This is a genomic window from Deinococcus aquatilis DSM 23025 (genome assembly GCF_000378445.1).
GTDB classification, from domain to species: domain Bacteria; phylum Deinococcota; class Deinococci; order Deinococcales; family Deinococcaceae; genus Deinococcus; species Deinococcus aquatilis.
The window spans coordinates 16,645-36,747 of the sequence record NZ_KB899730.1 but is presented as its reverse complement, the minus strand read 5'-3'; the positions used below and the strand labels follow the sequence as shown (position 1 = coordinate 36,747).

21 protein-coding genes are annotated in these 20,103 nt (G+C 59.9%); 9 read left to right on the top strand and 12 right to left on the bottom strand.

Going from position 1 to position 20,103, the window contains the following annotated elements; translation table 11 throughout:
• Window positions 1–239: 239 nt before the first annotated feature.
• Entirely contained in the window at window positions 240–1,883 is a 1,644-nt protein-coding gene (locus F561_RS0117315; protein WP_019011229.1) for an MBL fold metallo-hydrolase, read from the top strand.
• Window positions 1,884–2,035: 152 nt separating this feature from the next.
• Here F561_RS0117315 and F561_RS28995 read toward each other — a convergent pair whose 3' ends face one another.
• Both F561_RS28995 and F561_RS0117305 read right to left on the bottom strand, forming a co-directional pair.
• Window positions 2,036–2,362, bottom strand: coding sequence for a hypothetical protein (locus F561_RS28995; RefSeq protein ID WP_157451961.1), 327 nt, complete (start codon window positions 2,360–2,362; stop codon window positions 2,036–2,038).
• A 245-nt stretch (window positions 2,363–2,607) separates the two neighbouring features.
• Entirely contained in the window at window positions 2,608–3,189 is a 582-nt protein-coding gene (locus F561_RS0117305; protein ID WP_019011227.1) for a hypothetical protein, read from the bottom strand.
• Between the two features lie 158 nt (window positions 3,190–3,347).
• Between F561_RS0117305 and F561_RS0117300 the strand changes: the two genes are divergently transcribed.
• Window positions 3,348–3,587, top strand: coding sequence for a helix-turn-helix domain-containing protein (locus F561_RS0117300; RefSeq protein WP_019011226.1), 240 nt, complete (start codon window positions 3,348–3,350; stop codon window positions 3,585–3,587).
• Here F561_RS0117300 and F561_RS0117295 read toward each other — a convergent pair.
• Both F561_RS0117295 and F561_RS0117290 read right to left on the bottom strand, forming a co-directional pair.
• Window positions 3,584–4,015 carry a hypothetical protein gene (locus tag F561_RS0117295; protein ID WP_019011225.1) on the bottom strand — a complete coding sequence of 144 codons (432 nt, stop codon included), beginning with the start codon at window positions 4,013–4,015 and terminating at the stop codon, window positions 3,584–3,586. The two genes, F561_RS0117300 and F561_RS0117295, sit on opposite strands and share 4 nt — an antisense overlap.
• Window positions 4,012–4,698, bottom strand: a complete 687-nt coding sequence (locus tag F561_RS0117290) for a hypothetical protein (RefSeq protein ID WP_245556563.1) — start codon at window positions 4,696–4,698, stop codon at window positions 4,012–4,014. Before F561_RS0117290 ends, F561_RS0117295 begins: the two co-directional genes overlap by 4 nt.
• A 1,822-nt stretch (window positions 4,699–6,520) precedes the next feature.
• On the opposite strand from F561_RS0117290, the gene F561_RS0117285 reads away from it, so the two are divergent.
• Both F561_RS0117285 and F561_RS0117275 read left to right on the top strand, forming a co-directional pair.
• Window positions 6,521–7,021 (top strand): hypothetical protein, encoded by a 501-nt coding sequence (locus tag F561_RS0117285; RefSeq protein ID WP_019011223.1) that lies wholly within the window; start codon window positions 6,521–6,523, stop codon window positions 7,019–7,021.
• Window positions 7,022–7,298: 277 nt separating this feature from the next.
• The gene (locus F561_RS0117275) at window positions 7,299–8,876 is read left to right on the top strand and encodes a HEAT repeat domain-containing protein (RefSeq protein ID WP_019011221.1); all 1,578 of its coding nucleotides are present in this window, start codon (window positions 7,299–7,301) and stop codon (window positions 8,874–8,876) included.
• A 478-nt stretch (window positions 8,877–9,354) separates the two neighbouring features.
• On the opposite strand, the gene F561_RS0117265 is transcribed toward F561_RS0117275, so the two are convergent.
• The 6 genes from F561_RS0117265 to F561_RS0117240 form a co-directional block, all read right to left on the bottom strand.
• The gene (locus tag F561_RS0117265) at window positions 9,355–10,335 is read right to left on the bottom strand and encodes a replication initiation protein (protein ID WP_169389534.1); all 981 of its coding nucleotides are present in this window, start codon (window positions 10,333–10,335) and stop codon (window positions 9,355–9,357) included.
• 698 nt (window positions 10,336–11,033) lie between these two features.
• Complete coding sequence (locus F561_RS28990; protein WP_157451960.1) at window positions 11,034–11,240, bottom strand: hypothetical protein; 207 nt, start codon at window positions 11,238–11,240, stop codon at window positions 11,034–11,036.
• 52 nt (window positions 11,241–11,292) lie between these two features.
• The gene (locus F561_RS0117255; protein WP_157451959.1) at window positions 11,293–11,856 is read right to left on the bottom strand and encodes a hypothetical protein; all 564 of its coding nucleotides are present in this window, start codon (window positions 11,854–11,856) and stop codon (window positions 11,293–11,295) included.
• 147 nt (window positions 11,857–12,003) lie between these two features.
• Complete coding sequence (locus F561_RS27315) at window positions 12,004–12,465, bottom strand: type II toxin-antitoxin system VapC family toxin (protein ID WP_083922522.1); 462 nt, start codon at window positions 12,463–12,465, stop codon at window positions 12,004–12,006.
• An 81-nt stretch (window positions 12,466–12,546) separates the two neighbouring features.
• Window positions 12,547–12,822: a hypothetical protein gene (locus tag F561_RS25840; RefSeq protein ID WP_169389533.1), complete on the bottom strand. Its 276-nt coding sequence runs from the start codon at window positions 12,820–12,822 to the stop codon at window positions 12,547–12,549.
• Window positions 12,823–13,075: 253 nt separating this feature from the next.
• Window positions 13,076–13,315 carry an HNH endonuclease gene (locus F561_RS0117240; protein ID WP_019011214.1) on the bottom strand — a complete coding sequence of 80 codons (240 nt, stop codon included), beginning with the start codon at window positions 13,313–13,315 and terminating at the stop codon, window positions 13,076–13,078.
• 230 nt (window positions 13,316–13,545) lie between these two features.
• Between F561_RS0117240 and F561_RS0117235 the strand changes: the two genes are divergently transcribed.
• From F561_RS0117235 to F561_RS27980, 5 genes are all read left to right on the top strand, one after another.
• Window positions 13,546–13,998, top strand: coding sequence for a helix-turn-helix domain-containing protein (locus F561_RS0117235; RefSeq protein WP_019011213.1), 453 nt, complete (start codon window positions 13,546–13,548; stop codon window positions 13,996–13,998).
• Window positions 13,995–14,582, top strand: a complete 588-nt coding sequence (locus tag F561_RS25835) for a VapC50 family PIN domain-containing toxin (protein ID WP_019011212.1) — start codon at window positions 13,995–13,997, stop codon at window positions 14,580–14,582. The genes F561_RS0117235 and F561_RS25835 overlap by 4 nt, the downstream gene beginning before the upstream one ends.
• Before the next feature lie 62 nt (window positions 14,583–14,644).
• Window positions 14,645–15,316, top strand: a complete 672-nt coding sequence (locus F561_RS0117225) for an AAA family ATPase (protein WP_040381088.1) — start codon at window positions 14,645–14,647, stop codon at window positions 15,314–15,316.
• 2 nt (window positions 15,317–15,318) lie between these two features.
• Window positions 15,319–15,648 (top strand): hypothetical protein, encoded by a 330-nt coding sequence (locus tag F561_RS0117220; protein ID WP_019011210.1) that lies wholly within the window; start codon window positions 15,319–15,321, stop codon window positions 15,646–15,648.
• Between the two features lie 226 nt (window positions 15,649–15,874).
• On the top strand, window positions 15,875–16,174 hold the full coding sequence (locus F561_RS27980) for a DUF1016 N-terminal domain-containing protein (RefSeq protein WP_169389532.1): 300 nt from the start codon (window positions 15,875–15,877) through the stop codon (window positions 16,172–16,174).
• Here the strand turns inward: F561_RS27980 and F561_RS0117210 are convergent.
• A complete protein-coding gene (locus tag F561_RS0117210; protein ID WP_019011208.1) occupies window positions 16,171–16,908 on the bottom strand; it encodes a M48 family metallopeptidase in 738 nt (245 codons plus the stop codon). The two genes, F561_RS27980 and F561_RS0117210, sit on opposite strands and share 4 nt — an antisense overlap.
• Entirely contained in the window at window positions 16,905–20,096 is a 3,192-nt protein-coding gene (locus F561_RS0117205; RefSeq protein WP_019011207.1) for a type I restriction endonuclease subunit R, read from the bottom strand. The genes F561_RS0117210 and F561_RS0117205 overlap by 4 nt, the downstream gene beginning before the upstream one ends.
• Window positions 20,097–20,103: the final 7 nt, after the last annotated feature.

Below are 20,103 nucleotides of genomic sequence, written 5' to 3'. Positions count from 1 at the left end.
CCGACGCAGCGCCATGTCGTAAAAAACTTAAGAGCATATTATGTAAGCAGTTAAAAAATCCCAAAACCCATCCTGCAAATAAGCGACTAAAACGCATTATTTATCCAAGTATTTAAACTATATACATAATTTAGCTTACCTTGATACTTCGAGGACACCATGAGTCCGTCGAAGAGTCATAGGTTCCAGAGGGTGAGCGACTCATAGGGAATCCGGATGACACACGGCACAATGCACTTGTGAGTGATCTGCATTTCCTGGGACTCGGCGGCACCGACGAAGTCGGCGCGAGTTCATATTTGTATCTGCTGACTGAGGGCAATCTGCTGATCGACGCCGGGGCACGGCCCGGTTCCATCGGTGAGGCGGCCTTACCCCAGTTAGACCTCTTGACAAATAACCCACCCGCAGCCATGGTGCTCACCCACGCACACCTCGATCATGTCGGCGCGCTGCCCGTCGTCATCCGGCGCTTCCCAAACCTGCGGATCTATTGCACCGAGGCGACGGCCCGCATCGCGCTCTTGGTGCTGGGCGACACCCTGAAAGTCAGCACCATGCAGGGCCAGCCGCTGTTCAGTGCTGGCGAAATGAAGCGCACGTTGGAACGGCTGCGCCCAGTGCCGTACTTCACGCGGGTCAGTGACCACGGCTTCGCGTTCACGCTGTTCCCCAGCGGGCATCTGTTGGGGGCGGCCAGCGTCCTGATCGAAAGTGGGGGGCATTCCGTGTTTCACACCGGCGACGTGAGCAACGTGGCGACCCCCGTGGTGGACGCCGCATGGCTGCCCGCGGCTGTGACCCCCGTGGACGCGGTGGTCAGTGAGAGCACCTACGGCGATACGCTGCTGCCGGCCCGCAAGGAGCAGGTGCGCACCTTCGTGACGGCCATCGCCGAAACCCTACGGGGCGGTGGCCGGGTGCTGATTCCGTCGTTTGCCCTGGGGCGTGCCCAAGAGATCACGCAGATCCTCCAGACCGCGATGGCGGGTGGCCTGCTGCCGCAAGTCCCGATCCACCTCGATGGTTTGACACGGGGCATTACCGAAGCCTACGAGGAGATGCTGCCTCTGTTGCCGGAAGCCTTGCAGAACCGCTCGAAGGTGAGCAAGCAACGGCCTTTTCTGGCCGGCACGGTCAACCTCGTCAGAGACCGGCGCGAACGAGAAAGCATCTTGGCGTCGGATCGTCCAGCCGTGGTCATCGCCTCCAGCGGCATGCTGCACGCCGGGGCCAGCCCCCAGTACGCCCGGGCCTGGTTGCCGCACGCGGAGAACGCGCTGTTCGTGGTCGGCTATCAGGATGCCGAAAGCCCCGGGCGACGCCTGCTCGAACTCCAGCAGGGCGGCGAGGTCATGTTGCCGGACGGGAAGGGCAGCTTCGAACCCATCCCCGCCTACTCCCGGGTGGAACGTTTTTACCTCTCCGCCCATGCCGATCGGGGCGGGCTGCTGGCCATGATCGCCCGCTACCAGCCGGGCAAGGTGATCCTGACCCATGGTGAGGTGCGGGCCCGAACAAACATGGCGGGCTACCTGAACACCAAGCAGGATGTCAGCCTACCTAAAGCAGGCGAGGTGGTGGCTTTACAGGACAGTGGCAAGCGGCGCGGCTCGTTCATCAGCGCGGCACCGAAGAAGCTCGAAGCGCTCAAAGAGCGCCATGCGCGAACCACCGTGAGCGTGCGCTATGATCCAGAAACCCATCAACTCGCCGTCCAACTCCCGGCCCAACTGGACAGCGCTCTCTTTGGTGAGGGCGAGTACACGCTTGAAGTCCTGCGCGGCAAACTCACCCGCATCAAGCTCAAAGAGCAGGACATCGACACGGTGAAAGACCTGGGAGCAGACCAAGAACTGGCTGCATCCGACCCCCTTTCCTAACTGAGGTCACTTCAAGCTTGGCGCGCTTTACTTTGCTCAGTCAAAGATGGCTTCAGACATGACATTCAGCGTGAATGCTTCCGCGTCTGAAAGAGTCGAATATTGTACAGGCCACATCATAAAAACAAATATCTTAGAATTCAGAAAACATATTATTCCGATTTTTCCGCCAAATCGTCGTACACACCAGGATAATAAACCTGTATATTTGCCTTGCCGTCTATCATTCCAACAAGTGCCAGTATGTGGTGACGGTCTGTAAGACCAAGGGTCTCGGCTTTACTCGTAAGTACATCTTCTTCTTCCCCAGGGTGGTACTGGCCATCTGGAAACATGACCCAATGTCCTACCCAATCCAAGCCTTGAGACAAGGCTGCACCTAATGCATCTGTCCAGCCGAGGAGATATGCACTGTCCAGTCGAAACACCTCGTCAGCTTGGGGGGGAGTCGTCCAATACCCGGCTTGAGCGGCAAACATAACCGTAAGGGCGGAAGAGTCACGCGTCCCAAACAGGGGGCCACTCCGCCATGCCCCGCCCGTCGCCAATAAGGGCTGCAAAAACAGAAACACTTTTCGTGAGAACTGAACTTCCAAGCTGGACAACGTTGGGGCGTCATCAAAACCCACCACACTGTCGACCAGACCCAAGAAAACTCGATGTGCACGAGTGAGCCGGAAAGTGCCAGCCATCTCCCGAGCCGATGTCACGTTAGGAGTAGGCATTACTGCGTTACCCCTGCCACTTCCCAGCCCGTATTTTTGAGCACCAAGGTGTACGTTTTTTCCGTAGGTGTGCGCAGACTGGGCAGATTGAACACCTCCTGAAGTTCTGGGTTTGCGGCCCATCCCGTATAGACCTGCGATCCCACAACCGTCACGGCACTGACCTTCATGCCATCGACTTCTGCTGGCTCCGTAAAGTTTTTAACCGTTTGAGCTTGCCATTTCCCGATGCAGCGTTGGCCGTTGTAGGGAGTCTTAAAGTCTGTGGCCCATTTGGGGGTCAAGGCCACCTCCCACGCATCAATGCTTGCGCCAAAAAAGTCCGTCGTTTTGATCTGCTGGATGGTGACGTAACCGTTTTTCCGCAGGATTTTGTAATCTTGAAAGAATGGATCTTGATCGGCCTTGATCTCATATTTGGCAGGCAGTCGGTCTACGCCCGTAGTAATGTCGCGGCACACGGCCTGAGTGGCCGCTTTGTCGGCCTGGATGACCTGCTCAAAAAGCCCAGTACTGGGCGCATTTTTGTCACTGCAAGCCGTCAGCAGCATGAGGGGAAGCATCAACAGGTTCCTGATCATCTGTCCTCCGCAGAAACCCTTGGGACTCGGTAACGGTTCCCCACAGGGTTGTTCAGCACATTGCATATTGCACGAGATTGTATATCAAAGAATAAGGTATGAAGTTATAAGATATGAAGTGCATGGCTTGGGCCGACCGATCTCACGACGCTGAGGCAATGCCCCGTCTCCGCAAGAATCCCCTGCCCAAAGAAGCCAGCGCTTCACGTCTGAAATTCGCTGAACAACTGAGGGCAGAGCGGCATCGGCAAAAACTCACACTCGAAGACCTGGCGGAGCGAAGCGGACTGACGTGGAGCTACATCAGCCAGGTAGAGCGTGGCATCCGCAACATCAGCATCGACAACCAAGACGCCTTGGCACGGGGATTGGGCGTGACCTTAAAGGAACTCCTTTAAGCATCGGAGGGCATGTCAAAAATGCTTTGAGGGCGTTGATCAGCCTCTTGGGGACGAGGCGTTAGGCTTTCCAGAGCGGCCTCAATGCCCAAGTCAACTTTGGACGGCAGAACTGCAGTCGGGCTGATTTTCTCGCGTTTCCGAGTGACTTTTTGAGGGGTTGGCGCATCCGGTTGATCGGCTTGAAACTGCAGTACCCCGACACGCCGCACTGTCCAACCAATCGCTGTGATGGTGGCTCGCTCAATGCTCGCAAGTCGGGCAACGGCCTGTACCGCGTACGGGTCCAATTCCTGCAGGAGAGGTGCGAGGACGTCGCGGAGTTCTGCGGTGGTGGTGGCCTCGACCTGCATCGTGCCCTGCGGGCCTTTGACCTCATAAACCACGCGGGGCTTGTTACTGGTGGGGGTCTTCTTTGTTTTGGTCATGATGGGCCTCCAAAGAGAGGAATGAGGTCGGGGAGAGGGGCCGTCTGCGCCTGCGAAAACCGGGCGTATGGCATCGTCGGCCATACTGGATAGTGTTCTTGCGAATGGGTTGCGGTCCAAACGCGGGTGCTGTACTGCGCCAGATCAAAGACGTCCGACCGAATGCCGGACAGACCTGGGTAATGCTGCAGATGGGCTGCCAATTTGATGATCTGATCGTGGGCCGTTTGGGGCGGCAACTGATAGGGCCGCTTACCGTAACCCGGTTGCCCCCCTCGCCCGGTAATCAGGCGGGCGATCCGGGCACGGTAATGCTGCCGAGCCTCCGTAGATAAGCGCCAAGTGATACGCCCTGCGGCGGTCTGCGTCAGTTCATAATTTCGCCAAGTCAAGGGATATGGGGCGAAGGCATTGTGCCAATGCTCCCGACTGTCTGCAGGCACCACATTGGACAACAGCAGCATGGCCACCTCACCATCCTCCGGCGGCATGATCACTAGCTGCACTGCGGGCATCTTGATCTTGCGCAGTGCCGTCCGAGTGCCGTGATCCGTGTCGATCGTCGGGTAACGTTGCGCTTGACGCTGGGCAATCTGTACGGCCTTGGCAACCGGCGCTTCAATCACTGCGACAAATGGGCTGGAGTGGGCCAGTCGTGCCACGATCTGTAGGGCTGACGTCACTGTCGTGTGGTATCGATATTGCATACAGCCACTGTGCTGTGCTGTTGGGTTTCGGCAATTTACTGTCAAGACTGTCAAGGTGCTCTGGCCCCAAACCCAGCGACCGGGCGAAAAGCAGTGTCAAGTGTTCCCAGCGACAAGTCCTCACCCGCGTGGATCACATCAACTTTGGTGTGTCCCAACACTGCTCAAAATGGCAGTGGCTATCTGCGCTCAATCAACAAGAAGACGGCCCCAACTGAAGCGGTCGTCCGACAGATGTAACCCGGGCAGAGGGCCAGAGTTTGAGGCTTGTCAGAGCGGGAACAGGCCAGTGAGGAAGTTGCTGAGGGAATAGTCAGAATCTTAGCCTCCCACTGGGTTTGTCTTGCCTGCAGGTGTGTCCAGGTGTACCCTGATGTTGCTTTCGCATCAGGACACCTCCTCCTCTGTCGTGTCTGTTCCCGTTCTTGGCACCCGGACTGCAATTCGGGTGCTTGCATTTGCCCTTATTCTGCCTGCGCTCCAGCATCACAGCAGCCTGCCGCGTAGGGCGACGCTCCCTGGCAATAACCCTTCCCGCAGGTATTTCGAGAATCATCTGGGCCTGAACAAAGGAGATCGCATCTCTTTTGAGCTGATTTCAGATTGTTCATGCATGTGAATGAGGATTGAGCAAGAACATGTCTGGGACAATGTAATTTCACTACATATAATGAATGTTCCTCTTTTGAGGCAAAACCGGACTACAGTTTTCTTATGGTGCTGTCCTCGCAGACAACCATGGGGCTGGCTCGCCACCAGTTCCAAACCGACGTAGCTGCATGCTGGGGAAACCTCGCTCGTGCGGCTGCAACAGGGGCTCCTGGGTGTAACTCCTGGGTTCTACCTAATCCATTGAGGAGTGTTGGGCGACACGGAAACGGGAACACGGTGACGTGTGCAACCCTGTCATCTCGAAATCATGGGGTGGGGCGCTGGGAACGGTGCAACATCTCCCCCACAGGTGGGCGTCAGCATGTCAGTGATGATGTGAGCAGCAACGGATGGATACACGGTGATGTCGTGTACCAGAAGGGTGTTTGTGGTACTGGGTGTGGAAACGTGTCCAGATCGGCGAATAGCTCAAGCCTGTCATGGCGTTCAGTACGGACGCTCTGGGGTGGAAGGTGCAAGTGGTCAGAACCGAAAGGACACTTTCGGGCTATCGAGAGATATGGAATGCGTGCAGCAGGGTAAACCGCCAGTTCGGAACATTTGGGCGGCTAAAAGCAAAGGTTTTTTGCTGACTGTAGAGCGAGTGCTGCATGACACTGATCGGGCTACACCGCCGAGAAATCGGACACAAGAATGACTAACGTGGGAAGCTCTGCCAGAACATCAAACCAGTGCTCATGGAGACTGGTGCGGGCAGAGTGGGAGCGGTGGAGAGTAGGTTCAAGCAAGTCGAGTCGAAGTTGTTCGCCAAGCCTTGTGTACCGACAGCAATGTTGGGCCGAAAACCGCCATCGGTAAAAGGGTATGCCTCACCGGATACCTGGGAAATCTCGCGAGGACTTACGGCATGCAACGCCGAGCACCAGGACGCCGAGGGTTGGCCCCCAAGACGTCAGCAGTGGGCTCAGGATGACTCCTGCTCCGACTGTGGTTAAAAAATGCACCCACCCTCTGCATGGGGTTCGAAACATGACAGGCCGGGTCGGGCTAAGACACGCTGAACTTCGCTTCAGCAACTTTCAGTGCTGCTTCGGCGGCTGCGCTCTCAAGCGCTTTCGAGGGTTCCAATCACACTGCCTTTTGGTTGTTGTGGTTGGAATTCTTTTTCTCAACAGGAGCTCAAACTATGCCCAAAACGGTGGAATACTACTCCCTCAATAAAGCGGCAGATAAGTGCGGCATCCCGCGCCAGGAGTTCAGGAAATTTGTGGGGGAATTCGAAAAGCAAACGGCAACCTATCTGCCCAAGACCGAAGAGGGTGGAAAGCAGATCCCCGAGGATGTTCTGCAGATCTTCCAGCGGGCGGCGATGTGGGCCCAGTTGGAGGGTTGCTCACCCGCTGTTGGGATGGTGACTGCGCTGGAAGCGGGTCAGCAGTACAGACTTCAGGAACTCGCCCAAGCCGTCGCAAATACCGGCGAATTCCTGAAGCTGCCCGGCGAGCTTCGGCGGATTGTCTACGAACTCGACCAACTCAGTAAAAGGCCCCGACCGGTTGACGTCATCCTCAAAGACAGCAAAGACATCGCCAGGGCTCTGGCAGGCATTCCTCTCTGGCAGGGTGTCGTCTGTACCCTGTTTGGCGCCATCATCGGGATCATACTGACCCACCGATTCGGTTGGTAGGGATGAACCGAGCGAAGGCCTCCACCCACGGAGAGGACTGGCAACTGCAGGAGGACAGTCCGAAGGTCATCGGCAGCGACCTGAGCAACCTGCAGGCGGCTCTGGTGGAACTGCCGGAGGAGAACTGTTCACCCTCCTGTTCGGTCTAGAGTTTCACTGACCACGACGTGAGTGATTTCGCTGAGCGCAGCTTTGAGTGAAGGTCTGCCGAACCCATCTGAGTGGGCGACGCAGTCGATTGAGGCTGTAGCGCGTACCTGCAGTACAGTCAGGTCGCATGAGTGCCCTGCCCTCCGAACTGCTCGACGTCTTCCGCACCCAGTGGGCCCGCATGCGGGCGGAGCACCCAGACGGCCTGCCTGGTGACGTGTTCGACGCCACCAAGGCCGCGCTCACCGTTCACTTCGCCGCCGCACTCCAAGATCAACCTGGTCAGGTGCTCCCCGCCCTTCACCTCGCGGCCAGTGCGGGCCAGACGGAATACGAGGTGACGTACGAGTTCCCGATGCTGCTCATGGAGGCCCTGACCCGGATCGATGACGACGGCCACGTCCTCATCAAATTGGCAGACGACCAGGCCCAGCCGTGGTTCCTCCGGCGGGCCGCCCTACAGGCCCTGGGCACCCGAACCCGACCGGAGCTCCTCCCCCTCTTCCGCCGGATGCTGCGCGACAACGAGACCGAAGGGGAGGTTCGTACGGCCGCTCTCTTCGCCCTGGTGGAGCAGGACGACGTCCAAAGCCTGAACCTGATCCGCTCCCTGAGCACGCGTGGCGAACCCTGGCTCAGCGCCGCAGGCCCACTCCTCGAGGCGCGTGGTCGGCTGGGCGACCTCACCGCCACCCGTGACCTGATCAGCCTGGCCGCAGACCCCTGGCATCACCGCTTCACGGCGGGCCAGCGGGGGCTGGTTGCCTTGGAAGAGCGGGTGGGCGGGCTGGGACCGATGGTGCAGGAACTGCAGGCGGCCCCCCGACCACGCAGCTTGGGTGGCCTGCTGGGCCTGAGCCGCACCCTCCGCCCAACCCCGCTCCCCCTGGTGGATCGCCTGCAGGCACTCGCGACGGTCGATCCTGTGGGCGCAGTGCGGAACTGGGCGACGACGCGCCTCGCGGAGCTCGAACCTGCCCGCGCGGCCGAGGTACTCCTGCAGGCGCTCCAGGATCCCGATTGGCAGGTGCTCAAGGACGCCAGCGACGCCCTGAGCACCCTGTCACCCGCCCCAGTGGCAGAGCTTTACGCCCGGATGAGAAATCCAGAGCTGGCCCTCGACGAGCGGCGCTGGGCCGCCCGCACGCTGCTCCTGCTTGGAGAGGCTCCTGACCTGAACATCATTCCGGACCTGCAGGTGACGTTGCCCGCGGTGGTGCCCCCGGCGGTACGGTCAGCCATCATCCGCGCCTATGCACAGCAGGCAGAGGCGGGCACGGATGTGCGCTGGCTGATCGAGGCCCTCACCCTGCCCCGCTGGGATGATGCTGAAGCGCAGACCCTGCAGGCTGAGCACGAACAGGTGGTGGAGGCCCTCCGGGCATCCGGGCTTGAGGTCGGGCAGCCCATCGAGGCGGGGGTGTGGCACGGGCAAGGCGGCGGCACCTACGTCGTCCTGCCACTGGAGGGCGGAGACCTGAGCCTCAGCACGCTGGGGCGTTTCGCGGCGCCGCACACCTGGGGTGCAGACGCCAACCACCTGCCGGCCGCGATGGACCGGATCCGCCTGGCCCTGACGTCTGTCGGATGGCAGTGGCTGGATGACGACCTCCTCTCCGTCAAGGTGCCCGGCCTTAACGTTTACTATTTCGGCGCGCGGGAGCCGCTCCGTGTGGGGGAACTGCTGTACTACTGGCAGGACTGACGGAGTGGGAGGGCGGGCCTGCAGCTTTGAACAAGGCCAGGTCGCCTTTGCTCAGCACAAGAAAGGTTCAGGCCAAGGGGCGGCCAGAGGTGGAGATCGGGAACGCCCGGTCATCCCATCACCGCAGAGAGGAACGTCAATTCCTCGACGTGTTAGGTGCTGAGATTCCGGTCAGCCGGATGTCTGCGAACGGGTTGGGCCACAGGCAAGACGAGGCAGCCGCGGGCGTCACATTTGATCCGAAACCCAAAGAAGAGTAGGGAAGAAACCCTGACAGAGAGGCACCGACAGAAGCTGGGGCGCCGAGCCGCAAACCACCCAAAGGGGAAGCAGCGAAAGACCTCAAGCGGGGAAAGAGAGCGGGAGGGGCAACAGGCAGGCAGAAACAGACGCCCCTCCGGGACAAACGCACAGGGCCCGCAGGGGCCGTATATCTGACCACCACCGCTCTGGACTTTTTAGACTGATGAGTACAAAACTATTGACTCCATACGTCTTCGTGGTTGTAAATCGTCTGTTTGCTGTGGTTGGTGATCAAGATCAAGCCCTGAGCAGTGACGGGTTGTCCCTGTGCCCGCAGTGTACTGACTGCAGCCCGCAAGCTGGCTCTGGTGGTCTCACGGCGGCGCTCAGCGGTGTGCTTCCCCCCCGCAGCCTGCCGTGCCTGTTGCACAGGCACAGGGGCCACCGCCGGACGGTCGGTGCTGTAGATCTGCGATCGATCCACTGCACCGGGGACTTTGGGTGCTCTGCGTGGCTCCGCATGGCGATGGGCACTGCCGTACCCCACGACACTGGCCACAGTAGACCGCACCTCGCTCAAAGGCAGCGGGCCGCTTGGGTGTTGGGCCAGCAGGCCTTGAAACTCGGCGGCCTTGTCCACCAAGTGTGCCCGGAGCTGGTCTGCATCCGCAAAGCGATCTGTCCATCCTCTCAGCTCCCCTCGTAAAACTTCGAACAGCGCGGTATTTCTGCCATCCACATCAGCAACGTCAGGCAAATCGTGTAGCGGAGCAGCCCTCCTGAGGTCGAGCCCCTTGGCCAGATCGGCCAGCTCATAGGTGCGGCCACTGATGACCTCCAGCAAGTGACCGGGGGCGAGTGGCCCACGGGAGAGATCGTGGGTGTACCGGGCGTCGGCGCCCATGACGGCCGTCAGCCCACGCCGGACAGCGTCCATGTATTTGATTGGGCCAAGTTTGCTTTCTTGACCGCGGCTGACAGGATGGGTCAGGATATACAGTGCATGGCTGTGCCCATTTTCTTCATTCCACACGACGGCGGTGGGGGGCACAATGTGACCGCCCATGACACGCTCGACAGGATCAACGTGGTCACAGTCCAGCACGATCATGCCTTGGCGTTGCTTGGGGGCAAATTGCCAATAGGGGGCGTAGAGCGCGTCCTCCAAGGGAACGCGATTGGGTCGGTGGGCCTCGGCTGGTGTGGCACCGGCCATGGGCCAGGCCGGGGCGCGATTCATCAACATCTGGAGGACTGTTTGACTGCAGGACGGGGGTATGATTTTCTTACCCCCTTTTACGGGGGATAGTCATAAAGAACCTCAGGGTGGGGTTGATTTTCTGGGGATGAGCGACTGTGGCGGTCGCTCTTCGTTTTGGCAAACGAAGAGCCCAGGAAGTTCAGTGTGTGTGCGCTTTGGGTTTTGAAACTCGATTTCAAACCGCAGCAACGGCGTTCAAGTCCGCATGAGCCGGAGTTAGAGTCAATTGAGGTCAAGGGTCAGGCCTGACCCATCCGATTCCAGTGCGGCAACCACGACGGCTACACCTCCCTGGTGAGCGGCGAGGTGGCCAGCGACCCTTGACCTGCAGGCCGCGTCCTGCCACAACCCGTACGCCCCGGTTTCGCAGCGAATCGGCCAGCCTCTCGGTGCAACGCTGGACTCAACGCGAAAAGGGCGATTTCAGGCAGCACGAGGCGCGAGACGCAGAGGCGAAAACCCGGGTGACAGTTCCCTCCACCCGAAGTCGGACGGTGAGGAAGCGGTCATAGGGTTATATGACTGCACATCACGGCCAGAGGCAGGCAGGGGGCAACAGACGAGGAGAGAGGCCCACTTGGTGCAGAAGCAGGGAAACTCCTGCACCAAGTGGGCCTTGCGTGGCCTCCATCCGTTGCGCTGAGGTAGATATGCTAGCGGGTGGCGAACAAGGGCGCGGTGGCATGCTGCTGGAGGACAGCGGCAGCGTGCGCCTGTGGGGTGACGCTCAGGCGGTGGGCATGGGCTTCAATCATGGCCCAAACCGCACGGGAGAGCTGGAGCGATCCCCGCAAATCGGGGCTGGGCTTTCTGCCTGCACCTTTGCGGGGGCCGCCCCAATTCGGAGAGCTTGAATCCATTGGGGTATTCAACTTGATTTGGATGGGGGAATCCGGGAAGACAGTGACATGGCTATCTGTTGGTTCCCCAAACCTCTTCTGGGAGTTCATAAAAATCTTCATCGTATTGGTAGGACACGATCACAGGGCTAAAAGTGTGGCCACAACGTAAGCAGGCGAAATCTTCCATCCATTGGAGAATTTCCAAATGATGCTCTGCCTCCTTACGGGAGAGGCCTATTAAATTTTTCTTGAGAGCATCATCTAGCCAAAAGTACACAAACACCGCCAATCCGAGACCAAAGAACGACAGTAAAGGTACATAGGGCAAACCAACTACACCGCAGATGACGATCAACAGGGGTAAGCCCCCACGGGCAAGCCTGATGTTATCAACTATGCCATTCATTTCGGTTACTCCCTTTGCACTCGGCGGCGCGTACCGCTGGGCTAAAGCAGAGATCGTCTGAGACTTCGTTTCTGTCACGCCGAACGTAGGAATGAGATTTCCATTTGATCCAATCGAAGCGGCGACGACTGTACCCTGACTGGTGCCGATGCCCACGCCTGAGCTATAGATAATTTCTAGGCGCTGGGTATTTTCGCTCCGGCACTTGGGGCAACTGAGATCGGGCATGGCCTTGACTATGCCCGTTGCGGTGTTGCTGGAGCGGCACAATTGCGGTGTACCCCCAGTGTCTAAAAACAGGCGAGATGCACGGGCGTGTCCTGCTCGGCGGCATCTGGAGTTAGGGAAGGGCCGTTTTCCCGCCGCTGTGGTCACTCAGCCTTCTGCAAAGAGTCGCAGCCCCTCGGCGTGGGTGGCCTGCTGTTGCCGGGTATCGAAGGTCAGGAAACGTAGGCCCTCAAACGCCTCTGCCGCGCGCAGGGCACTCGCCACATGAACGGCGTCCATCGCCCGCAGACCGAATGCGGCTTGGCGAATAACGAGCGCCGACGCTTCCAAGAGCAGGGCTTCATCCACGGGCACGACGTACAGAGTGTCCCAGTCTTCTCGAAACTGTTCCAACAGGGCGTTCACTTGATCTGCCCTAAGCCGTCCCGCATGGTCGCGGTGTTGGCGCTGGGTCAGGGCGACCACCACTTCGGTATGGGCCAGCCCGCTGACCACCACAGGGTCGGCCTGCGCGATGGCCGTTTGCACTTGGGCATGGAACTGGTCTTTGGTCAGGTAGGCCCGCAGCAACGCGGATGTATCTAGAAACAGTGGAGACGCTTCCCTCAAAAGTCACGCTCGCGCATCTCGGTGAGTTGATCGGGCACGCTCCAGTCTCCCTCAGGGGCGGGGAGGGCACTGCCCTGCGCTTTACCCGCTGCGGGGCGCAGCGATGCGGCGGCGGGCGTCTTCGCGCCGCTGGTCGCCCTCGGCATCCAGGGTTTCTAGGACGTCTTGCACCTGCACGGGAGAACCCGTGAGTTCTGAGAGGGCTTCGAGCACTGTGCCTACCGTGGCTAGGTCAATGCGCTGGGCGGGTTTGGCGGCCAGCCCGTAGACCGTGACAGGGGCCAGCCGCCCTTCGGTGGCTTTGACCAGGCGGTAGGCCGTGATGCCCCGGCGCTCCAGATAAGCTCCTAAATTCATTTGCAGGCCCATACTGCTAGCTTGCCAGAGCAAGAGATCAAACGAAAAAGCGACCCAGAGGCCGCTTTTGATTTCTTCAATCTAGCCCGATATGCAGCCCATGCACAGGAGATGCATCACTTTTGACCAAATACCGCCTGAGTGCCGTCCTGCACGCACAGAATCACTTAACCTGAGGGTGCGCTGACCTCACTGCATTCTCCAGCAGCGACTGGCCGCCTCTCAACCAACCTCGGAATGCACACCTTCCCCATCAATGCAGGTGTTCAAAGAGGGTACCGGGGCGTTGTTGCTCCACTCCGTACAGGAGTTCTGGAAACAGGAAAGGCATGCCGCGCTTTCCGCAGCGCAGGTGATACTCAATGTGAGCGTGGTAGCTCTGGTTCCGCAGAACCATCAGATTGCTGGGAGCGTTGTTCAGAGAGTTGCCGTCTTTGTGATGCACGACTTCACCGCTCAAGAGCGGCCTTCCCAACAGTTCCTCAGCAAGCATCCGGTGTAGCTGCCTCCGGCGACCCGTGCGCACGTCCTGTACCCTGACATAACTTTTAGATTTCCGCATGGCGTTCCTCGCAGATGGCCTTCAATCCATTCCTGTCAAGTGGTTTGCAACGTTATTCTGACATACCTTTCAACGTTACTTTTGGTATGAATTATCATTCTAAATCTGGCTCTCTTCCGTCTATTTTCACTTATTTCATTTAGATGCGGTAGACTGAGCATATGACCCAGGCCTTCACTCCTTCACGCACGGAGCAGGAACAGCTTCAGGCCCTGGCCAAGACGCTGGCTCAGGCCGGCGAATCTGTCGAGCTGCTCTTTGGCAGTGGGACTCAGGCGCAGCGCATCAAGCTCACGCCCCTCCTGGCCCGCTTGCTGCAAGCTTCCGTGGCGGAACTGGGCGCGGGCCATACCTTGGCCTTGGTGGCGACTGAGGAAACGGTCACTCCTGCCCGGGCGGCCCGATTGCTGGGGGTCAGCCGTCCCCATCTGGTCAACACCCTGCTGCGTACCGGACAGCTGCCCTTCCGCATGGTCGGCAAGCACCACCGCATTGCCATGAACGACCTGCTGGCCTATCAACAGGAGCGCGACCAGCGCCGTGCCGCTGCCGACGCTCTCAGTCAGTTGTCTGAGGATCTGGACCTGTACGAACAGGATCAAGCGCCTCGGTGACAGCGGTTCCCCCCAGCAGCCCCGAGGCCTTCTGCGACGCCAACGTGCTCTACCCTTCCCTGCTGCGCGACCTCCTGATCCGCTTGGACATTGAGGGCCTCTGCCGCCTGCGCTGGTCAGACGAGGTCAATCACGAATGGATCAACGCGTTGGTGCGAGACCGGGGATTTGAGCCCGAGCCTTTGCTGAGGACCCAGGCACTGATGGACCGGGCATTGCCGCACGCGCGGGTCACGGGCTTCGGCCATCTGATTCCTGACCTGACGCTGCCGGATCCAGATGACCGACATGTCTTCGCGGCGGCCCTACACAGCCGGGTTCCTCACCTGCTCACCTTCAATCTGAGTGATTTTCCTGCCCATGCTTTGCCCACTGGAGCTCCCCAGGTCATCCATCCAGATGCCTGGCTGGCTCCGGTCCTGAGCCAGGATCTCCAAGTCACCTGCCAGGTCTTACGTCAGCTGGTAGCCCCATTCCGGAAGCCACCCCGCACGATCTCGGATGTCGCCCGTCAGCTGACCCAAATTCTAATGCCCCAGTCAGCTGAAGTCCTTGAGAAGATGGTCGCGCAGGACATCTGCTAGGCTGGCCCAGTCAAGTTGATTTCAACGTTATCGGTGACGTTCAATCTCAAATGGAGGACAACATGATTTATGTGGTGGGTGGAATCAAGGGTGGCAGTGGAAAAACAACGGTGGCAACGAATCTCGCCGTCGCTTTGGCCCTGGATGGTCGGGACGTGCTTCTGGTGGACGCAGACGATCAGGAGACGGCCACCGACTTCTCCGCCTGGCGCAACGAACGACAGGGGGGGCAGACGGGGTACACCGCCGTTCAGCTCACGGGTCAGGCGGCCCGCGAGGAACTGCGGCGGCTCTCCAAGAAGTTTGAGGATGTCGTCATCGATACCGGGGGCCGCGACACCACCAGTCAGCGCGCCGCCCTCACCGTGGCCGACCTCTACCTGGTGCCTTTCAATCCCCGCAGCTTCGACGTCTGGACACTGGAGAAGGTGGCCCGGCTGATCCACGAGATCAAGACCGTCAACCCGGAGCTGAAGTCCTACGCCTTCTTGAACCGGGCCGATCCGCGCGGCAGCGACAACGATGATGCGGCCGAAGCCCTAAGAGACACGGACGCCTTGGCGTTTCTTGACGCCCCTCTGGGGAACCGCAAAGCGTACGCCAATGCAGCCGCGCAGGGTTTGGGCGTGCTCGAACTTCACCCCGACGACCGCAAGGCCACCCAAGAGTTCGCCCACCTGTATCAGCAGATCACTGGCCGAATCCCGCAGTTCGCTCTGGCGGAGGGCAAGTAAGCATGGCCGTCTCCCGTGCCCCCAAACGCACGCCTGCTGCAATACCTGAAATTCCCGAAGACAAGGTGCAGGAGATCATTCGGCGCGGCGGCAGCGTCGCGGCTGACCTGCCCTCATCTCGGGATCAGGCGCCGGACACAGCAGAGCCGAACGACATACCCCTAACGGACGAACTGAAAAATGTCCAATTGCGGCTCTACGAGAGCACCCTACAGGAGATCGACCAGCTTCGCCGCGCCCATGCCCGGGGACGGCGGCCCATCTCACGTCACTCCTGGCTACTGGAAGCCATTGAAGAGAAACTTGAAAAAGAACGTCGAAAGCGACGTTAACATCACGTGAGTTTTGATGTTGCTCCTAACGTTGTAAATATGGACTTTCGCCTGATCCAGCTGCCGGAAGCAACCCGCCCCCCTCAAGGCCTCTGCGCTGCGAAACCACTGTGCCGTACAGCCCGCAACTGAATGTTCCACTCCGCCGCAGGAGCCGTACTGTAAAGCGTCTGGCCTGCTCAACGCCACTGCGCCGCAGAGCGTTTTCTGTCGAACTTACGCCCAGGTGGTCGGACGGTTCTCCCAAAACCTGCGCACGGAGTTCCCGGAGCTCAAAGGGTTCTCGCCCACCAATCTGAAACACATGCGCATGTTTGCCAGCGCCCATCCTGGCTTCGAATTCGGTCAACAGCCTGTTGACCAATTGCCCTGGGGCCATCTGGTGACGCTGCTGACCAGTGTCAAAGAGCCAGCCCAGCGGGAGTGGTATGCCCGAACCACGGTTCAACAGGGGTGGAGCCGCAACATCCTGGTTCATCGGATCGAGAGCCGTCTCTATGAGCGGCAGGGGCAAATCCGCCCCTAAAGCAAGGGGTCTGGCAGCTCGACCAAGCGGTTGAGTCGTGCCCGTTTGGCCTTCCAGTCTGGCAAGACCCGGCCCAGGAGCACGTAGTACGCTCGGGAGTGACTGAATTCGGTCGTGTGACACAGCTCGTGCAGGAGCACGTAATCGATGCATTCCTTGGGCGCTTGGATCAGCAGGGGATTGAAGGTGAGCCGGCCTGCCCGGCTGCAACTGCCCCAGCGGGTCGTCATGCGGCGCAGGCGAAATTCACCGCTGTACCGGATGCCGTGGTGAGATGCTTTCTCTTGACAGACAACCATCCGCTCGGCCAATACCTGCTCGGCCCGTTCCCGCAGCCAGGCTTGCAACACCCGCTCAGCCCGTTCAGGGGCCTTGGCCGTGACCAGCAATTCGCCCCGGGTCACCCTGACCTCTTCCTCCCTCCCGATCAGCACCCGCAGGCGGTGTTGCCGGCCCAGATACCGGTGGGTTTCCCCACTCACATACTTCCGGGGCGGCAGGGGAGGGGGCAGTAGAGCTAATTCCCGCTGCTGGCGCAGAATCCATGCTCCCCGTTTCTCCAGCCGCCAGCGAATCTCTTCCTCCCGGGTGTCCAGGGGGGCCACCGCCTGCACCGTGCCGTCCGGCAGCACTTCGATGCTCAGGGTGTTGCGTTCACGGCGCACGACCTGGTAGGGAATCCGGGTGGTGCCGTATTCCGCGACCCGTTGATCCGGGTTGGGCTTCTCCTTCATGCCCCGTCGCGGTGCCGCGCCACGGACAGCACTTTCTCGAACACCGCGTCCCGCAGGGTATGGGGAATCCGGCATTCCAATTGCCGTTCCAGGTCATAGAGATGGTCGTCCATCGCGTCAATCATGGTGTTCCGGACGCCCTGATTGGTGTGCCAGTCCCGAATCTTCAGCCGTTCGATGTGGCCGTCGAAGGCCAGGGCTGCCGTGGTGAGGTGTTCATCCAAGGCCGGCACGTCTTTGAGCGTCTCCCCCAGTCCGTCGTGGAGGAGCCCCAGGTAAGCTCGGGCCGTATCACGGCCCTGCAGCCGGGGATCGCCGGCCCCTCCACCGCCTTCCTGAGCCAGCCGGGTCAGTTCTTGAGCACGGCGCAGGTATTCCAAGTCACTCAGACGCTGGGCACGGTGGTCGGCAATGGCTTCATCCACCAGTTCCGAGAGCCGCTTATAGAAGGTCGGGTCTTCTTCCAAGCGCTCGGTGATGGCCCGGCGAATCCGGCCGGCCATCGTGTCGGCCCGGGCCACCTCTCCTTCAAGGATGTCGACCTCGTCTTCCACCGCTTCCAGATCGAACAGGCTGACCGGCGTAGACAGTTGCACCACGCTGTCGGCCCCCACATGCTCCTGCACCAGTTTCTTGAGCTGAGCTTCCAGGGGGCCGAAATCCACGCTTTCCCCGTAACGGCGTTTCACGGTAGTACGCAAGTTCAGGAAGAACCGCAGATCACGGATGTAGATCTGCCGCTCAACTTCTGGCGTGGCGTCCAGAAAGCTGGGCGTGGCCAGGGCCAGCTGCAGCGTTTTGGCAAACGCGGTCAGGGCCTCGTAGAAGGCATCCCGGTAATCCTGCGGTTCCAGATGCCGCTGCAACGCTTCGAGGTCATGACGGTCCACGCCTCGGAACACGTCCCAGACATGCCCGTGCCGGGTTTTCAGGAGCCCGATTTCCACGTCCACGCTTTCCAGCGTTCCAGCGACATCGGCGGGGTCAAAGCCTTCGGCTTCTAGAGCAGCGTAGATGTCGAGCGCTTCGGTGAGCTCGCTGAAGATGCCCCGGTAATCCACAACCAGGCCGTAATCCTTGCCGTCGTACAGGCGGTTGACGCGGGCGATGGCCTGCAAGATGCTGTGTTCTTTCAGGCGCTTGTCGAGGTACAGCACCGCGTTGCTGGGTACATCGAAGCCGGTCAGCAGCTTGTCCACCACGATCAACAGTTCGGGATCGCCGTCGCCTTTGAAGGCCCCAATCAACTTCTTCTGGTAGTTGTCTGGTGTGCCGTAGCGGTTCATCATGTCGCGCCAGAAGGCCTGCACTTCCGGCACATCCGATTCATCCACACTCTCGCGCCCTTCCCGGGTATCCGGCGCACTGATGATGACGCCCACACTGACTGTGCCCCAACGCTCGAAAATCTTTTTATACCTTACGGCGTCCAGCTTGCTGCTGACCGCGAACTGGGCTTTCAGGCCGCGGCCCTGATAGGTCTGGCGGTAATGCTCACCGACGTCGTAAGCGATCTCCTCTAACCTTGAGGTGGCCCCCAGCACCGTCTGGGCGGTCTGGAACTGGCGTTTGAGATCGACCTTCTGGGCGTCCGTCAAGTCTCTGGTCACGCGCTCGAACCAGCGGTCAATCTGCTCCTGTGCGCCGCGCAGCTCGGCATGCCGAGCCTCATATTTCAAGGGTGCCACGGCCCGGTCTTGCACCGCCTTCGCCATTGAATAGGCGTGCACGATGCCGCCGAACTTTTCCGCCGTGCTTTTGTCCTTTTTCAGCAGGGGCGTGCCGGTAAACCCGATCAGGCAGGCATTCGGGAGCACGGTGCGCATCAGGGCATTGGCCGAGCCGTACTGACTGCGGTGAGACTCATCCACCAGCACGAACACATCCGGGCTGAGGACTTTGAGTTTCTCGCGGGCCACGGTCTCGAACTTGTCGATAACGGCCGTGATGACCTGAGTGCGCTCGGACGACAGAAGTTCCAGCAGATGGCGACCCGAGGTGGCCTGCACCACCTGTGCCCCGGTATCTTTGAACGTGCCCTTCAGTTGGTCATCGAGATCGATGCGGTCAGTGACCAGCACAATCCGGGGGGCCGCCGCGTCTGATAAGCGGGTCAGGGCATGAGCCAACATCACCATGGTCAGGCTCTTGCCACTCCCCGTGGTATGCCAGATCACCCCTCCCCGGCGGCTGCCGGTGGGCGTGCGTTCCTGCACCCGCCGCACGGTTTCTTTCACCGCGAAGTACTGCTGATACCGGGCGGCTTTCTTGACCCCGGCATCGAAGACGATGAAGCCCCAGATGAAGTCCAGCAGACGGGCCGGGGAGAGCAGGGAGCCGATCATCCGGTCTTGGACTGAAGGGAGGCGTGGCCCCTCATGGAAGGCGCGGTCGAGCTGGGTCCGCAGCGGTTCTTCTCGCCAGCCGAGAATGCGGGCGCGGATTGGAGCGGGCATGGGCGTACTCACCTGTGCGGCCAACTCTCCCTGGACCTGCAAATCTTCTTCGCGCCAGCTGGCCCAGTACTTGGCATCTGCCCCAGTGGTGCCGTATCTAGCGTCATTTTGGGCCACGGCCAGCAGCAGTTGAGCAAAGGAGTAGAGCAAGGGAATCTCGTCACGGGCGTGGTTGCGTAGCGTCTGTGACACCGCTTCGGCCACCGCGCCGTCCAGATCGGGGCGCTTGCACTCAATGACCACTAGGGGAATCCCGTTGCAGAACAGGATGAGGTCGGGCCGCCGGGTGCGACTGCTGCCCGTGCGCTCTACTTCGTATTCCTCAGTCACGTGCCAGAGGTTGTTCTCCGGCTGTTCCCAGTCGATGAACCGGACGCTGAAGGCTTTGCGGTCGCCGTCCACGGTCTGCTCGACGCTGGTGCCGAGGGTCAGCAGGTCATAGGCCTGTTGGGCAGTGGTGTACTGGGCCTCGAATGGCAATTCCAGCAGGGCATTGGCTGCTTTTTGCAGGCCCTCAGAGGTAAATGGCAGCACGCGCCCCAAATAATGAACCTGATTCAACCGCCCCAGCGCCTCCAGCAGCACGTCCGTCAGAATGACCTGCCCACGTCGGCCCCGGCGCTTCTGAACGGTTTCGGCAGGGGTCAGAAACGTATAGCCCAGATTCACCAGCTGAGCGAGTGCAGGCAGCTGACTGGAGAGGAGTTCACGGAAGTCGGCGGAATGCGTCATAGCGGCC

Bases quoted from the DNA above. Each gene is read 5' to 3' on its own strand.
- F561_RS0117225 (WP_040381088.1), top strand. From the start codon at position 14,645: ATGATTTATGTGGTGGGTGGAATCAAGGGTGGCAGTGGAAAAACAACG.
- F561_RS0117255 (WP_157451959.1), bottom strand. From the start codon at position 11,856: ATGCCCGATCTCAGTTGCCCCAAGTGCCGGAGCGAAAATACCCAGCGC.
- F561_RS0117275 (WP_019011221.1), top strand. From the start codon at position 7,299: ATGAGTGCCCTGCCCTCCGAACTGCTCGACGTCTTCCGCACCCAGTGG.
- F561_RS0117265 (WP_169389534.1), bottom strand. From the start codon at position 10,335: ATGGCCGGTGCCACACCAGCCGAGGCCCACCGACCCAATCGCGTTCCC.
- F561_RS0117210 (WP_019011208.1), bottom strand. From the start codon at position 16,908: ATGAAGGAGAAGCCCAACCCGGATCAACGGGTCGCGGAATACGGCACC.
- F561_RS0117220 (WP_019011210.1), top strand. From the start codon at position 15,319: ATGGCCGTCTCCCGTGCCCCCAAACGCACGCCTGCTGCAATACCTGAA.
- F561_RS0117240 (WP_019011214.1), bottom strand. From the start codon at position 13,315: ATGCTTGCTGAGGAACTGTTGGGAAGGCCGCTCTTGAGCGGTGAAGTC.
- F561_RS0117295 (WP_019011225.1), bottom strand. From the start codon at position 4,015: ATGACCAAAACAAAGAAGACCCCCACCAGTAACAAGCCCCGCGTGGTT.
- F561_RS0117300 (WP_019011226.1), top strand. From the start codon at position 3,348: ATGCCCCGTCTCCGCAAGAATCCCCTGCCCAAAGAAGCCAGCGCTTCA.
- F561_RS25840 (WP_169389533.1), bottom strand. From the start codon at position 12,822: ATGAATTTAGGAGCTTATCTGGAGCGCCGGGGCATCACGGCCTACCGC.
- F561_RS0117205 (WP_019011207.1), bottom strand. From the start codon at position 20,096: ATGACGCATTCCGCCGACTTCCGTGAACTCCTCTCCAGTCAGCTGCCT.
- F561_RS0117285 (WP_019011223.1), top strand. From the start codon at position 6,521: ATGCCCAAAACGGTGGAATACTACTCCCTCAATAAAGCGGCAGATAAG.
- F561_RS28990 (WP_157451960.1), bottom strand. From the start codon at position 11,240: ATGGATTCAAGCTCTCCGAATTGGGGCGGCCCCCGCAAAGGTGCAGGC.
- F561_RS28995 (WP_157451961.1), bottom strand. From the start codon at position 2,362: ATGTTTGCCGCTCAAGCCGGGTATTGGACGACTCCCCCCCAAGCTGAC.
- F561_RS0117235 (WP_019011213.1), top strand. From the start codon at position 13,546: ATGACCCAGGCCTTCACTCCTTCACGCACGGAGCAGGAACAGCTTCAG.
- F561_RS0117305 (WP_019011227.1), bottom strand. From the start codon at position 3,189: ATGATCAGGAACCTGTTGATGCTTCCCCTCATGCTGCTGACGGCTTGC.